The following is a 13,244-nucleotide window of genomic DNA, read 5'->3' on the forward strand; positions in this document are numbered from 1 at the left end:
ATAGCCGGTCTGGCTTTCGCATCGGCTCATGCGTCCGGAAACTTGTGTTTTCCGGCAAATCGGTCTTTGTTGCGCCTCTCATAATAGCGGATGCGCCGCGGAACAACCGGAAATGCAGCGACTGCAACGGAGAGAGCATGAAGGCCCGGGATTTTATAACAGATGTCATGCATTCCCTCGCCTTTCTGAGCCGCCTGCCCGTCCCTTCGCGATTCTTCGAAGGCGACTCGGGCGTGTCGATGGACCGGGCAGCCCGCGCCTTCCCCGCCGCGGGACTGCTGATCGCCCTGCCCGCCGCTTTCCTGGTTGTCGTGTTTGCGCGCTTCGATGCCTCTCCGCAGCTCACCGGGTGGCTCGCCATCGGCCTGACGGCGCTCATGACAGGCGCGCTGCATGAGGACGGGCTTGCCGACACGGCCGATGGCTTCGGCAGCGGCAGGGACAAGTCTCGTATGCTTGAAATCATGAAGGACAGCCGTATCGGCAGTTATGGCACCATTGCCATGGTTCTTTCCTTCGCGCTCCGCGCCACTGCACTCGCCTCACTGATCGAAACCCTGCCGGGCAAAACCGCTGCCGCCTGCCTGATTGCAGCGCTTGTCACGAGCCGCGCGCTGATGGTGTGGCACTGGCAGTCCCTGCCCGCCGCCAAGACCTCCGGCATCGCCGTCAATGCCGGCCAGCCCGGAGAAAGCGAACGCAACATCGCGCTGGCCGCCGGGCTTCTTCTCTTCATATTGTTCACGCTGCACGCGCTGCCACTGTTTGAGATCGCGCTTGTGCTGGCGGTGGCGGTCATCGCGGCCATGCTGTTCGGCAGGCTGTGCGAGAGGAAGATTGGCGGCCATACCGGGGATACCATTGGGGCTTGCCAGCAGATCACGGAGATCGTGATTCTCGTCGCACTTGCCCTTGCGGCATGAGGGCCTGATATAAATCACCATGGAAACACCCTGCGTCCAGATCTGTCGCCTCGACACGACCCACACTCTCTGCATCGGCTGCGGCCGCACGCTGGATGAAATCGGCGGCTGGACGGGTTATAGCGACGAGACGCGCCGCTTGATCATGCGCGCGCTGCCGCAAAGATTGGCAAATCTGTCCGAGTCCGCCAAGGAGACACATACCGCATGAACAGACTGACCATCGTTCTCCTTCTGCTGGCCGTCGGCCTTGGCCTGCTCGTCGTTAATCATAATGGTGGCCGAACGCTCGGCATCGATAATGATCAGTTTGCCCAGGTCCTTTATCTTCTGCCCATCGCAGGGCTGCTGTCGGCCGGCATTCTGGCGGGAAGACGCGGCAACTTCGGCACCGTCATCCGGCAGCTCGCCGTCTGGCTCGTCATCATCCTCGGCCTCGTCTCGCTCTATCTCTATCGCTACGACCTGCAATCCTTCGGCGACCGGCTGCTCGGCGGTCTGATGCCCGGCCGCGCCGTCGTGGTGACAACATCGGCAGGCGAGCAGGAAATCGTGCTGCACAAATCCATGAGCGGCCACTTCGAAGCGAATGTCGGGATTGAGGGCAGGACGATCCACATGCTGGTCGATACAGGCGCCAGCTCCGTGGTGCTCGCAAATGCGGATGCGACCGCAATCGGCATCGACACCACAAATCTTCGCTATACCGTACCGGTAATGACCGCCAATGGCCGCACGGCAGCAGCACCCGTCACGCTGTCGGAAATCAGCATTGGCCCGATCGTACGACGCAACATCCCCGCCCTCGTCGCCCAGGATGGCCAATTGGGCCAGAGCCTGCTTGGCATGAGCTTTTTGTCAACGCTTGGTTCGCTGCAGATGCAGACCGACGAATTGCGGTTGCGGGATCGGTGAGCACTGCCCCCTCGAGATTCATTTCGGGGAGTTTTCTCACGTCCTGGTACCGGAAAGGAAATTCCTCTTCGCGTCTGCAATCGGGATATTCTTTTCACGCGCAACGGCTGCGGCGGGCCATTGCCCCTTGATTCCCTCGCATTTGATAATTTAAGTTGTTGCTGTTCTCAGGGCGGGGCGCAATTCCCCACCGGCGGTATCGGGACTTTCCCGGAGCCCGCGAGCGCTTCCGGTTTCCAAAGCCGGAAGGTCAGCAGATCCGGTGAGAGGCCGGAGCCGACGGTATAGTCCGGATGAAAGAGGACAAGGCATGGGACGCCTGCGCGTTAGCGGGCTTCGTATTGCATTGTTCGCCCAAGGGATATTTGGCGCTTCTCGAAGCGCGAAAATGCCGCAAAACGGCATAACCCTTGAAAGGCTTGAAATAGAATGACAGTTGCCAGAATTGAAGACGCCATTAACGCCATTTCCCGCGGCGAGATGGTGATTGTGGTTGACGACGAAGATCGCGAAAACGAAGGCGATATCATCGCCGCCTCCGACAGCATCACTCCCCAGCAGATCGCCTTCATGATGAACCATGCACGCGGGCTGATCTGCGTGGCCATGCCCGGAGAGCGCCTCGACGCGCTAGACATTCCGCTGATGGTGTCGCGCAATACCGAATCCCTCAAGACGGCCTTCACCGTGTCGGTGGATTACATTCCTGGCACCACGACGGGCATTTCCGCCGCCGACCGCGCAAAGACCGTGCGCGCGCTGGTATCGGAAGGCTCGCGCCCCGAAGATTTCGCTCGCCCGGGCCATATCTTCCCGCTGCGCGCCAACCCGCAGGGCGTCCTCGGACGCACGGGCCATACCGAAGCCGCCGTTGATCTCTGCCGTCTCGCCGGGAAGTTCCCCTCCGGCACGATATGCGAAATCGCCAATGACGACGGCACCATGGCCCGCCTGCCCCAGCTCGAAGTCTTCGCCGAGCGCCACGGCCTGCTGGTCGTGACGATCAAGGACCTCGTTTCCTATCTCGAGGGTGAGGTTGTCGAGGAAGTGGCGCAGAAGCAGGTCGCCTGACCTGCGCTCGCGTTGTGCTTTGAATACGAGAACGCCCGGCGCAGACCGGGCGTCCAATTTTCAAGAAAGCGTTTCTGATCAGTTGCGCAGCCGATACCCTGTCTTGAACATCCAGCCGACAACGCCGAGGCATAGCGCCAGAAACAGCGTGATCATCGCCAGGCTGATGACGGGATTGACGTCAGCGATCTCGTAGAAACTCCAGCGGAAGCCGCTGATGAGATAAAGCACCGGATTGAAGTGGCTGACCGTCTGCCAGAAGGGCGGCAGCATGTCGATGGAATAAAAGCTGCCGCCGAGGAAGGTCAGCGGCGGCACCACCAGCATGGGAATGAGGTTCAACTGCTCGAAATTTGTTGCCCAGATGCCGATGATGAAGCCGAACAGGCTGAAACTCACAGCCGTCAGCACAAAAAACAGGATCATCATGAACGGATGGGCGATGCTGATATCCACGAAGAACGACGCGGTTATCAGGATGATCGTACCGATCATCAGCCCCTTCGTCGCCGCCGCTCCGACATAGCCGACAAGGATTTCCGTCATCGCCACCGGTGCGGAGAGGATTTCATAGATGGTGCCGGTGAATTTCGGGAAGTAGATGCCGAAGGAGCCGTTGCCGATGCACTGCGTCAGAAGCGTCAGCATGATGAGGCCGGGCGTTATGAAAGCGCCATAGGAAACCCCACCAACCTCCTGAATCCGCGAACCGATCGCTGTGCCGAACACGATAAAATAGAGCGAGGTGGAAATGACCGGAGAGACCACGCTTTGCAGCAGGGTGCGGCGGGTGCGCGCCATTTCGAACAGGTAGATGGACTTGATGGCTTCGAAATTCATTTCTGGCCTCCCACCAGCGAAACGAAGATATCTTCGAGCGAACTCTGCCGCGTGGAAATATCCTTGAAATGGATGTTGGCGGCGAAAAGCGCGCTCAGGACATCGGCAATGCGGCCCTGCTCGCCATTATCCTCGATTTCATAGGTAATGGTGCAGCCATCTTCGGAAAGCGTGAGGCCGAAGGGCGCGAGACTTTGCGGCAAAGTCTCCACCGGCTGGGAAAGCTCAAGAAAAAGCTGCTTGCGGCCGAGTTTCTTCATCAATGCCGTCTTTTCTTCCACCAGCAGCAATTCGCCACCATTGATGACACCCACCCGGTCGGCGATTTCTTCCGCCTCCTCAATGTAATGCGTGGTGAGAATGATGGTGACGCCCTTGGCGCGCAGCTCGGAGACCACATGCCACATGTCGCGGCGCAGGGTGACATCCACACCCGCCGTCGGCTCATCGAGAAACAGGACCTTCGGCTCGTGCGCCAGCGCCTTGGCGATCAGCACACGCCGCTTCATACCGCCGGAAAGCTCCCGCAGCATGTTGTCCTTCTTGTTCCAGAGCGACAGGGATTTGAGGATGCTTTCGATCAGCTCCGGATTCTTCTTCTGTCCGTGCAGGCCTCGCGAAAAGCTGACGGTGTTCCAAACCGTCTCGAACTGGTCGGTCGTCAGTTCCTGCGGCACGAGGCCGATGAGGGCGCGGGTCTGGCGAAAATCCTTCACCACATCGTGCCCGCCAACCAGCACCGAACCGTCGCCCGGATTGACGAGACCGCAGATGATCGAGATCAGCGTCGTCTTGCCGGCGCCATTGGGACCGAGAAGGGCGAGTATCTCTCCCTCCCGGATATCGAGGCTGACACCTTTGAGCGCCTGGAAGCCATTTGCGTAGGATTTGGTCAGATTCCGTATCGAAACAATGGCATTCATGGCGAATTCTTTCGAAAAACCGAGTAAGATGAACGCCATATAGACCGCAGAGGTTGCAAATGCCAGCCCGGCGGACTGAACACTGCGTTCGGCGGGAGCGGAAAATCAGCCGTAGACGCTATAGAAAAACTGCGCTGCGACGAAAACCAGGAACACGCCGAAGGCCCGCTCCAGCTGCTTCTTGCTGAGCGCATGCGCCAGCCGTGCACCATAGGGCGCGACGACAAGGGTAATGGGGATCAGGAGCACCACGGCGATCCAGTTGATGAAGCCGGTGGAAAATGGCGGCAGCCCCGCATCGCCCCAACCGGCCCAGATGTAACCCGCAAGCCCCGGCAGCGAAATCAACACGCCGACACCGGAAGAGGTGGCAACCGCCTGATGAATGCTGCGTCCGTAAAGCGTCATGAAGGTGTTGTTCATCACCCCGCCGCCCACGCCCATCAGCCCGGAAAACAGCCCGATGCCGGTGCCCACCAGAAAACGGGCCGGGTTTGGCGGCAGATCGGAACCGAGATGCCAGCTCGCCCGGTTGAAGATCATCCGGAAGGCAAGCGCGAGCGCGATGAAGGCAAAGATCAGGCGCAGCGCCACACTCGAGGCATAGGCTGCAACGATAGAGGCGAGAACGGTGCCAAGCGGCACGGCAACGACCCAGCCTTTCAAAAGCTCGATATCGACGGCGCCCTTCTGGCGATGCGTCAGGAACGAGCGGATGGACGTCGGCACGATAATGGCGAGAGACGTTCCGAGCGAAAGATGCATGCGCACCGCCTCAGGCACATCCAGTAGTCCGAAGACCTGGTAAAAAACCGGCACCAGCACCGCGCCGCCGCCGATACCGAACAGGCCGGCCAGAAGGCCTGCAACCACACCCGCAGCAGCAAGTGCCGCAGCGAAGATCATTATCTCTGAAACTGGGGGCATGAAGGCAGGCTCCCGAAGGCCGTTGTCACAAACATGTGACGCTCATAGCGTATCAGAAAAGGGCGGCAAGCCATGTTGGCCGCAGGTCAGTACGGCGCGACGTCTTTTGCCGCAAATCCGCGCCGGATGGACCGTTCTGTGGGATCGCTTCCCATTTCATGCCCTTGCAAAGACGCCGATATCCCCCCGATAAGGCTGTCTTCTTCAACCGGCCTTCGGGCCGGTCTTTTTTTTGTGGGAATGTGGCGGGCGATTATCGAGCTAGCGGCAGCAAAACATCCTCAAGCTTCGTCATTCCGACCATATCCAAAGATCCGGCGCCTATGTCATCGGCGGCAGCCCGATGACAAGCCGCACTCCGTGTTCGACGTCATCCTCGGCCTTGTGCCGAGTATCTGCCGACGTATCGCCAATAGCGGCGTTGCAGATGCTCGGGACAGGCCCGAGCATGACGGAGGAGACGCTTTCAAACTCAGCCGCCAACCTCCAACGGCGCGACTTAATCGCAATGCCTGTAACCTGACTTGCGGGTACGCAGGTCGAAGTGAAAATGGTTCCAGTGGTTGGGATCACTGCCCGGCCCGAGAACGGTGGAGAAATATTTGCAGCTATCCGATCTGACGGCCTTCAGCAGTGCCTTTTCGCGGAAAGCGAAGAAACTCTTCTTGCGGACATCGATTTCCTTGCCGTTCTTCAGCGTGATGGTGCCGATATCGATGGCGTTGCCCCGCGCATGTTCCGACCACGGATTGCTGGAACGGGAATTCATCTTGCGGCAGGAATAACCACCCATCGGCGTTATGCGGCCGACGCCGGAGAGATAGCGGAAACGCGAGGACGGTACGAGTTCGAACTTCACCCATTTCGCAAAGGCAAGCGTAACCTGGCAATTGAGCTTCACCGCCGGACGAACCGCGACGCCGCTGGCGAGACCGCTGAGTTCGATCGGGTAATCGATGCCGCAGGTCGGCCCGTCGGCAATACGGGCGACGTCGCGAAAAGCGACACCCAGACGGCGAAGCTCGGCGCGGCACGCAACCTCCGAAGACGGCATGATGCCGGGCGGCAGGGACCGGTCGCTCTGAAGTCCGCCGCGAACGGTCGGATCATTCGGCATGAGCATGGCCACCTCTTCCACCGGCTGGCGGCGGGAGGACGATCCGGGTGGTGGCGGCGGAATGAGCCCGGACTGGCGCCGCGCCGGAGAAACCGCAACCGGATTGTCGGTGCCGATGCCGTCTACCACCGGCTGGGCCGAAGCCCCCTCGGCGATTTCGGCATCCTGCTCCTCCGCCAGTCCCCGCACCGGCTCCACGCCGAGCATGGAATCCATGTTCACACCGCCTTCGCCCTCGGCAATCTGGCTGCTGGCCATTTGCTGCGGGGGCATCTCCTGGCTTTGCGTCGCCTGCACCGGCAGATTGCCATGACCGCCAGCCGCCATGCGTGCCTGATGCTGTGCGTCGAGGGTGGAATAACCCTGCCCTGCCTGGCGCGTTTGCAGCAGCGGATCCTGCGAAGCATAAGGCTCCGGCATCGGCTGCGATATGGCCGTGGGATAATCGTTGCTCTGTCCGGCCCGCTCAACCTGACGGAAGGCACCTGCCGGCGCGCTGTAGCCCTGTTGCCGCGAGGAACGGATTGCGCTCACGCGTGTGGTGCCGTCGACCTCCGCCGGTGGCACGAGGCCCTCCGCCGAACACGACACCATGACCGTGGAAATCATCAGCAACGTCACAAGACGACGCGGAAGGGAAACATACGCCATACGAGAACCTGTACCTTCAGCGGCCGCTACCGCGGCAATACAGGTCAAATTTTAAAGAAATGAGGTAAACGAAACCTTATTGGTTGCGGGAAATAACGAATGGCTGGTTTTGATAGCCCAAAACAAAGGGCGCAGCCGGAACCGCGCCCTTCATCAGATCGAGACGCCTGAAGTCAGGCCGCCCGCGAAACCTCGCGCTCGGCATCATGTCCAAGTTCGAAGCGCGACAGAAGCGAGCGCAACTGGCGGCTTTCCTCGGCGAGCGTCTGGCTGGCGGCGGTCGTTTCTTCCACCATGGCCGCGTTTTGCTGCGTCATCTGGTCCATGTGATTAACGGAGGTGTTGATCTCCTGGAGGCCGGTGGCCTGCTCCCGCGCCGCAGTGGCGATGGAATTCACGTGACCTTCGACCCGGTTTACGAGCGCCACGATTTCTTCCAGTGCATCGCCCGTGGAGCGGACGAGCGCGACGCCGCCGCCGACCTCCTCCGCCGAGCGATTGATAAGGGTCTTGATCTCCTTGGCGGCATTGGCGGAGCGTTGCGCCAGTTCGCGCACCTCCTGCGCCACCACGGCGAAACCACGTCCGGCCTCGCCGGCCCGCGCCGCTTCCACGCCGGCATTCAGCGCCAGCAGGTTGGTCTGGAAGGCGATCTCGTCGATGACGGAAATGATCTGTCCGATCCGCTTTGACGATTCCTCGATGCGGCCCATGGCATCGACCGCGTTGCGCACGATCTCGCCTGAGCGGCCGGCGCTGCTTTTCGTGTCCTGCACCATCTGCCGCGCCTCATTGGCCCGTTCCGATGCGGTGCGCACCGTGGCGGTAATCTCGTCAAGCGCTGCGGCCGTTTCCTCCAGCGCCGCCGCCTGCTGTTCGGTCCGGCGCGAGAGATTGCCGGTCGCGCCGCTGATATCTGCAGCACTGTCATTGACGACATGACCGGTCCGGGAAATCGCTTCGATGGCGCCATGGAGCGCACCCACGGCCCGATTGAAGTCCGTGCGCAGCTTTTCGTAGTCGTCGCCGATATCTGTCAGCGAAACAGTCAGATCCCCATTGGCAAGCGCCTCGAGCGCCTCCCCCAGACGCTCCATGGCATGGGCCTGCCGCTCGGATGCGGAACGAAGGACCATCTCGTTGCCGCGACGCGCTTCCTCCAGCGCCCGCTGCTGGTCGGCCTCACGCGCCTGCAGGGCGCTGCGCTCATTGACGCTGTCACGCAGCACCAGCAATGTCTTGGCAATCGCGCCGATTTCGTTCCGGCGATCGGCGAAGCGGATTTCGGCCGTGCCGTCGCCATCGGCGATCTGCTTCATGCTCTGCCGGATGAGATCGATCGGTCGAGTGACGCCACGCACGACGGCGGCGGCCACGGCAATGACGACAAGGCCGGACAAGATGCACAGGCCGATGTTGAAATACGCGTCGCTCCAGAACACCGCTTCGAGGTCGTCGACATAAACGCCCGTACCCACGATCCAGCCCCAGGGTGCGAAACCGGCGACATGGGAGAATTTCTCCACCGGCTCCGGGGCACCCGGTTTCGGCCAGTAATAATCGACAAAGCCCTGACCGCCCGCCTTGACCGTATTCACGAACTCAACGAACAGCGCCTTGCCGTTCGGGTCCTTGTTGGCGGTAAGATCGGTTCCGTTCATTTCCGGCTTGATCGGATGCATCACCATTTTGGGGTGCATATCGTTGACCCAGAAATAACCGCTGCCGTTGCCATACCGCATGGCCGCGATTGTGACCTTGGCCTGCTGCTGCGCCGCCTCCCGCGTCAAGCTGCCGCTTTGTTCCAGGCGATAATATTGATCGAGAATAGCGACGGCCGTTTCGTTCATCGCCGCAAGCCCGGCTTTGCGCTCGCGTTCCATCTCGCCAAAGGTTTCGAACAGGCTGAATGTCAGCGCTGCGGTCAGGATTGCCAGAAACAATGCGACGAGCGCATATAGGCGCGTAGATATAGTGACGTTTTTCATATTCCCCCCAACGCCGATGAGTGCACTTCGACCAGCCGATGCTAAGGGGAAAAAATTTATTATGATTAAATACGCCCATTATACGTTGGTATTATCTTCACGGGCGTCGAACACGGCCTGAAATACTAACCATCGCCATTGGCCGCCGGCGGGACAGCCAGTAATTCGATGAAACCGCACGAATTTAAAGGCAGCGTTAACCCTGCCTCCCTATCCTCTTTTGCCACAATACCGGTACTTGGAGGCGCGCGATGGCACGGCCGAATTTCCGCTACACGCATTATGACCTGAAGGAATTGCGGGCGGGCACGATCATTGAAGTATCTCTCTCGGCCATCAACAATGTCCGGTTGATGACGGGCGCGAATTTCCAGCGCTTCACCGAATTGCTCGATTTCAAATATCTTGGCGGCGTCGCGAAAAAGTCGCCAATCCGGATCGCCATCCCCGAAACGATGCACTGGCATCTGGTGATCGATGCCGACGGGCATAACGGCCTGGCGGAATCATCGGTCAAGATGCTGCCGGCGCAGCCGCAGGCCGCGCCTCAGCGCAAGGCATCCTGACTTATTTGAAAAAACAATGCGATAGCGCAGTTTCGCGACTCTTTTTGGCAAGCGCCTGAATCATTTTGTGAAGATGAGGGCTAACGCGATTCCCGCTCGCGACGCAGTTTCGCCCACCAGTCGAGACGTTTGCGGATTTCGCGTTCGAAACCTCTGTCCGGTGGATCGTAAAAGGTGGTCCGCCCCATTTTTTCCGGGAAGTAATCCTGACCCGAAAAAGCGTCCGGCTCGTCATGATCGTAACGGTAGCCGTCACCATATCCCTCGCCCTTCATCAGCTTGGTCGGTGCATTCAGGATGTGTTTGGGCGGAACAAGCGAGCCATTTTCCTTCGCGGCGCGCATCGCAGCCTTGAAGGCGGTATAGACGGCATTCGATTTCGGAGCGGTGGCGAGGTAGACGCAGGCCTGCGCCAGCGCAAGTTCACCCTCCGGTGAACCAAGATAATCATAGGCATCCTTGGCAGCATTGCAGACGGCGAGCGCCTGCGGATCTGCAAGGCCGATATCTTCCACCGCCATGCGCACCAGCCGCCGGCCGATATAGAGCGGGTCCTCGCCGGCATCAAACATGCGGGCGAGATAATAAAGTGCTGCATCCGGGTCCGATCCACGCACCGACTTATGCAGCGCGGAAATGAGATTGTAGTGGCCGTCCTGGCTCTTGTCGTAGACGGGCGCACGGCGTTGCACGATGCGCGTGAGCCCTTCCGTGTCGAAGGTTTCATCTTTCCGCGCCGCGCGCCAGACTTCTTCGGCAAGCGTCAACACCGCGCGACCGTCGCCATCGGCCATGCGGACCAGGCTTGCGCGTGCATCCTCCGTCAGTGGCAGGGGCTTCTGCTCCGCCTCCTCCGCGCGCTTCAGAAGCTCGCTGAGACTGTCCTCGTCATGCGACCGAAATGTCAGGACACGAGCCCGCGACAACAGAGCGGCATTCAGTTCGAACGAGGGATTCTCGGTGGTCGCACCCACCAGAATAATGGTGCCGTCCTCCATGACAGGCAGAAAACTGTCCTGTTGCGCACGGTTGAAACGGTGAATTTCGTCGACGAAAAGCAGGGTCTGGCGACCGTTCATGCGCCTTGCACGTGCCGCTTCGAAAACCTTCTTGAGATCGGCGACGCCGGAAAAGATCGCTGATATCTGTTCGAAAGCCAGTCCCGCCTCGCCGGAAAGCAGGCGGGCGACCGTCGTCTTGCCAGTGCCGGGCGGCCCCCAGAAGATCATCGACCCCAGCGAGCCGCTATCGATCATGCGGCGCAGAATGCCCTCCTCGCCCGTCAGATGCGGCTGCCCGCTTACTTCCGCCAGCGTCTTCGGGCGCAGGCGATCGGCGAGAGGCCGCCGGTTGGCGACCTCCACCGGCACTTGCGGGGCGAAGAGATCGTCACTCATCGGAGGAACTGCCGGATACGCTGTCCGTCACGCAGGATTTCCACCCGCCAGAAACCGGGATTGTCATCCAGCGCCTTTTCGACAGCGGCCGTGGAGCCGATATCTGCGCCGTTCAATGAAAGGATCACATCTTTCGGCAGAAAACCGACACGATAAGCCGGCGAGCCACGCTTCACATCGGTGATGACGACACCCGTGACCTGCGAGGGCATGCGCAATTCGTCAGCAAGCTTCGGCGAAAGATTGGCGACGGTCGCGCCGGCGAACGGATTGCGGCCTTCGATCAGCCGTTCGTCGCGGGGAGCGGTTTCGGGCGCGATATCAAGTGCAATCGTCAGCTTCTTTTCCTTGCCCTTGTCCATGACGGTCAGTTCAGCAGATTTGCCTATGCCGGCCGTGGTCAGGCGGTAACCGAGCGCATCGGGATGCTCCACCTCCAATCCGTTGACCGCAGTCACCACCTGGCCCGGCTCTATGCCGGCCTTTTCCGCGGGGCTGCCTTTGACAACGCTGACGACCAGCGCTCCCCGGGCGCGATGCAGGCCAAGGGCCTCCGCGACATCCGAAGTGACGGGATCGAAGGTCGCGCCAATGTAGGGCCGCTGGAAGTTCGCATCGCCCCGTTCAGCAGCAGCCACAAAAACCCGGACCAGATTGGCCGGAATAGCGAAACCGATGCCGTTCGAGCCGCCGCCCTTGGAGAAGATGGCAGTGTTGATGCCGATTAGCTCGCCAGCCATATTCATCAGCGCGCCGCCGGAGTTGCCCGGGTTGATGGAGGCGTCGGTCTGGATGAAGAAGCCGAAATCGCCCTGCGTCACCTGGTTGCGGGCAAGGCCCGAGACGATGCCGCTCGTCACCGTCTGACCGACGCCGAAGGGGTTACCGATCGCCAGCACCAGATCGCCGACTTCGATCTTGTCCGAATTGCCGAGCGGCAGCACCGGGAACTGCTCCTTGGCGTCGATCTGCAGCACGGCAAGATCGACCCGGTCATCTTTCATGAGAACCTTGGAGGAAAATTCGCGCCCATCCGCAAGCGCCACCTTGATGTCGTCAGCACCGTCAATGACATGATTGTTGGTCACCACGAGACCGCCGGCTGTGACGATGACGCCTGAACCGAGCGATGACTGCTTTTCCGTGCGGTTCGGCATTTGCTGCCCGAAAAACTGTTCGAAGAAAGGATCACCGGCGAAGGGCGACAACCGCCGCTGCACGATGCGTTCGGCATAGACATTCACCACCGCGCCGGCGGTGCGCTTGACCAGCGGCGCGAAGGAAAGCTGCATTTCCGTGTGGCTGGACGGCACGGTCCTGTTGTCCTGCGCCCGGGCACCCGCTGGCAGGAGAATGAGCGCGGCGAGAAAGCCGGTGGACAGATACTTCAACACGCTTCGCATGTGATTCCTCATCGTCATCAGTATGATGGAGTTATAACGTCAAAGCCTGTAAAGCAAAGAGCGGCAAGATGATGACCGTGGGTTTCAGGCACGGCGGCTTCCGCTGATGGAACCAGCAAAGGCGTATTTTGGTTTCATCCGCACCAGCAGTCCTCAACAGAGACAAGCCATGCATTTGAAAAAGCCCCTCCTCGCCTGCGGCATCCTTTTTGCTTCCTCGCTCCTCTCAACGGCCGGTGCTGCAAGTTTCGACTGCACGAAATCCGATCTCGCAGCGGATGAAAAGGCCATCTGCGACAACCGCGCCCTGAACGATCAGGACGTGAAGATGGCCACCACCTTCGATATCCTAACCCAGCTGATGGCCATGGGCGCCCGCGACACGTTGCGCGACGAGCAGAGCCAGTGGCTGAAGAAGCGCCAGGAATGTGCAGCCGACGTTGCCTGCCTTACCGGCGCCTATGAGGAGCGCATGAAACGTCTCGGAGAGGCGTTTCAGAGCATCAACCGACCGCTCTGACCC

General features: G+C 60.2%; 13 protein-coding genes and 1 riboswitch. Of the genes, 6 read left to right on the top strand and 7 right to left on the bottom strand.

Going from position 1 to position 13,244, the window contains the following annotated elements; genetic code table 11:
• Positions 1-137 precede the first annotated feature (137 nt).
• The 4 genes from QE453_RS18015 (at position 138) to ribB (ending at position 2,909) form a co-directional block, all read left to right on the top strand.
• Positions 138-923: an adenosylcobinamide-GDP ribazoletransferase gene (locus tag QE453_RS18015; RefSeq protein ID WP_045533812.1), complete on the top strand. Its 786-nt coding sequence runs from the start codon at positions 138-140 to the stop codon at positions 921-923.
• A gap of 19 nt (positions 924-942) precedes the next feature.
• Entirely contained in the window at positions 943-1,134 is a 192-nt protein-coding gene (locus QE453_RS18020) for a DUF1289 domain-containing protein (RefSeq protein WP_006697635.1), read from the top strand.
• The gene (locus tag QE453_RS18025; RefSeq protein ID WP_004442546.1) at positions 1,131-1,838 is read left to right on the top strand and encodes a TIGR02281 family clan AA aspartic protease; all 708 of its coding nucleotides are present in this window, start codon (positions 1,131-1,133) and stop codon (positions 1,836-1,838) included. Before QE453_RS18020 ends, QE453_RS18025 begins: the two co-directional genes overlap by 4 nt.
• Positions 1,839-1,997: 159 nt before the next feature.
• Positions 1,998-2,147: riboswitch (FMN riboswitch) on the top strand.
• A gap of 120 nt (positions 2,148-2,267) precedes the next feature.
• Entirely contained in the window at positions 2,268-2,909 is a 642-nt protein-coding gene (ribB, locus tag QE453_RS18030) for a 3,4-dihydroxy-2-butanone-4-phosphate synthase (protein WP_004442547.1), read from the top strand.
• Between the two features lie 78 nt (positions 2,910-2,987).
• Here the strand turns inward: ribB and QE453_RS18035 are convergent, their stop codons facing one another.
• The 5 genes from QE453_RS18035 to QE453_RS18055 all read right to left on the bottom strand — a co-directional run bounded on the left by QE453_RS18035 (position 2,988) and on the right by QE453_RS18055 (position 9,355).
• Positions 2,988-3,749, bottom strand: coding sequence for an ABC transporter permease (locus QE453_RS18035; RefSeq protein WP_004442548.1), 762 nt, complete (start codon positions 3,747-3,749; stop codon positions 2,988-2,990).
• The gene (locus QE453_RS18040; protein ID WP_309777611.1) at positions 3,746-4,672 is read right to left on the bottom strand and encodes an ABC transporter ATP-binding protein; all 927 of its coding nucleotides are present in this window, start codon (positions 4,670-4,672) and stop codon (positions 3,746-3,748) included. The genes QE453_RS18035 and QE453_RS18040 overlap by 4 nt, the downstream gene beginning before the upstream one ends.
• A 105-nt stretch (positions 4,673-4,777) precedes the next feature.
• Complete coding sequence (locus tag QE453_RS18045; protein WP_037092974.1) at positions 4,778-5,599, bottom strand: sulfite exporter TauE/SafE family protein; 822 nt, start codon at positions 5,597-5,599, stop codon at positions 4,778-4,780.
• Positions 5,600-6,098: 499 nt separating this feature from the next.
• A complete protein-coding gene (locus tag QE453_RS18050) occupies positions 6,099-7,367 on the bottom strand; it encodes an extensin family protein (protein ID WP_309777612.1) in 1,269 nt (422 codons plus the stop codon).
• 173 nt (positions 7,368-7,540) lie between these two features.
• Complete coding sequence (locus tag QE453_RS18055) at positions 7,541-9,355, bottom strand: methyl-accepting chemotaxis protein (protein ID WP_309777613.1); 1,815 nt, start codon at positions 9,353-9,355, stop codon at positions 7,541-7,543.
• A gap of 251 nt (positions 9,356-9,606) precedes the next feature.
• Here QE453_RS18055 and QE453_RS18060 point away from each other — a divergent pair, with 251 nt between their 5' ends.
• Positions 9,607-9,921 (top strand): DUF1883 domain-containing protein, encoded by a 315-nt coding sequence (locus QE453_RS18060; RefSeq protein ID WP_004442557.1) that lies wholly within the window; start codon positions 9,607-9,609, stop codon positions 9,919-9,921.
• A gap of 80 nt (positions 9,922-10,001) precedes the next feature.
• Here QE453_RS18060 and QE453_RS18065 read toward each other — a convergent pair whose 3' ends face one another.
• On the bottom strand, positions 10,002-11,318 hold the full coding sequence (locus tag QE453_RS18065; RefSeq protein ID WP_309777614.1) for a replication-associated recombination protein A: 1,317 nt from the start codon (positions 11,316-11,318) through the stop codon (positions 10,002-10,004).
• Positions 11,315-12,721: a DegQ family serine endoprotease gene (locus tag QE453_RS18070; RefSeq protein ID WP_022556525.1), complete on the bottom strand. Its 1,407-nt coding sequence runs from the start codon at positions 12,719-12,721 to the stop codon at positions 11,315-11,317. Before QE453_RS18070 ends, QE453_RS18065 begins: the two co-directional genes overlap by 4 nt.
• 169 nt (positions 12,722-12,890) lie before the next feature.
• On the opposite strand from QE453_RS18070, the gene QE453_RS18075 reads away from it, so the two are divergent.
• The gene (locus QE453_RS18075; RefSeq protein ID WP_004442563.1) at positions 12,891-13,241 is read left to right on the top strand and encodes a lysozyme inhibitor LprI family protein; all 351 of its coding nucleotides are present in this window, start codon (positions 12,891-12,893) and stop codon (positions 13,239-13,241) included.
• The last annotated feature ends 3 nt before the right edge of the window (positions 13,242-13,244 follow it).

The organism is Agrobacterium sp. SORGH_AS_0440 (assembly GCF_031453135.1).
GTDB lineage: Bacteria > Pseudomonadota > Alphaproteobacteria > Rhizobiales > Rhizobiaceae > Agrobacterium > Agrobacterium pusense.

Coding starts and splice junctions, on each gene's coding strand:
- QE453_RS18070 (WP_022556525.1), bottom strand. CDS start 12,721: ATGCGAAGCGTGTTGAAGTATCTGTCCACCGGCTTTCTCGCCGCGCTC.
- QE453_RS18065 (WP_309777614.1), bottom strand. CDS start 11,318: ATGAGTGACGATCTCTTCGCCCCGCAAGTGCCGGTGGAGGTCGCCAAC.
- QE453_RS18075 (WP_004442563.1), top strand. CDS start 12,891: ATGCATTTGAAAAAGCCCCTCCTCGCCTGCGGCATCCTTTTTGCTTCC.
- QE453_RS18050 (WP_309777612.1), bottom strand. CDS start 7,367: ATGGCGTATGTTTCCCTTCCGCGTCGTCTTGTGACGTTGCTGATGATT.
- ribB (WP_004442547.1), top strand. CDS start 2,268: ATGACAGTTGCCAGAATTGAAGACGCCATTAACGCCATTTCCCGCGGC.
- QE453_RS18025 (WP_004442546.1), top strand. CDS start 1,131: ATGAACAGACTGACCATCGTTCTCCTTCTGCTGGCCGTCGGCCTTGGC.
- QE453_RS18055 (WP_309777613.1), bottom strand. CDS start 9,355: ATGAAAAACGTCACTATATCTACGCGCCTATATGCGCTCGTCGCATTG.
- QE453_RS18060 (WP_004442557.1), top strand. CDS start 9,607: ATGGCACGGCCGAATTTCCGCTACACGCATTATGACCTGAAGGAATTG.
- QE453_RS18045 (WP_037092974.1), bottom strand. CDS start 5,599: ATGCCCCCAGTTTCAGAGATAATGATCTTCGCTGCGGCACTTGCTGCT.
- QE453_RS18040 (WP_309777611.1), bottom strand. CDS start 4,672: ATGAATGCCATTGTTTCGATACGGAATCTGACCAAATCCTACGCAAAT.
- QE453_RS18020 (WP_006697635.1), top strand. CDS start 943: ATGGAAACACCCTGCGTCCAGATCTGTCGCCTCGACACGACCCACACT.
- QE453_RS18035 (WP_004442548.1), bottom strand. CDS start 3,749: ATGAATTTCGAAGCCATCAAGTCCATCTACCTGTTCGAAATGGCGCGC.
- QE453_RS18015 (WP_045533812.1), top strand. CDS start 138: ATGAAGGCCCGGGATTTTATAACAGATGTCATGCATTCCCTCGCCTTT.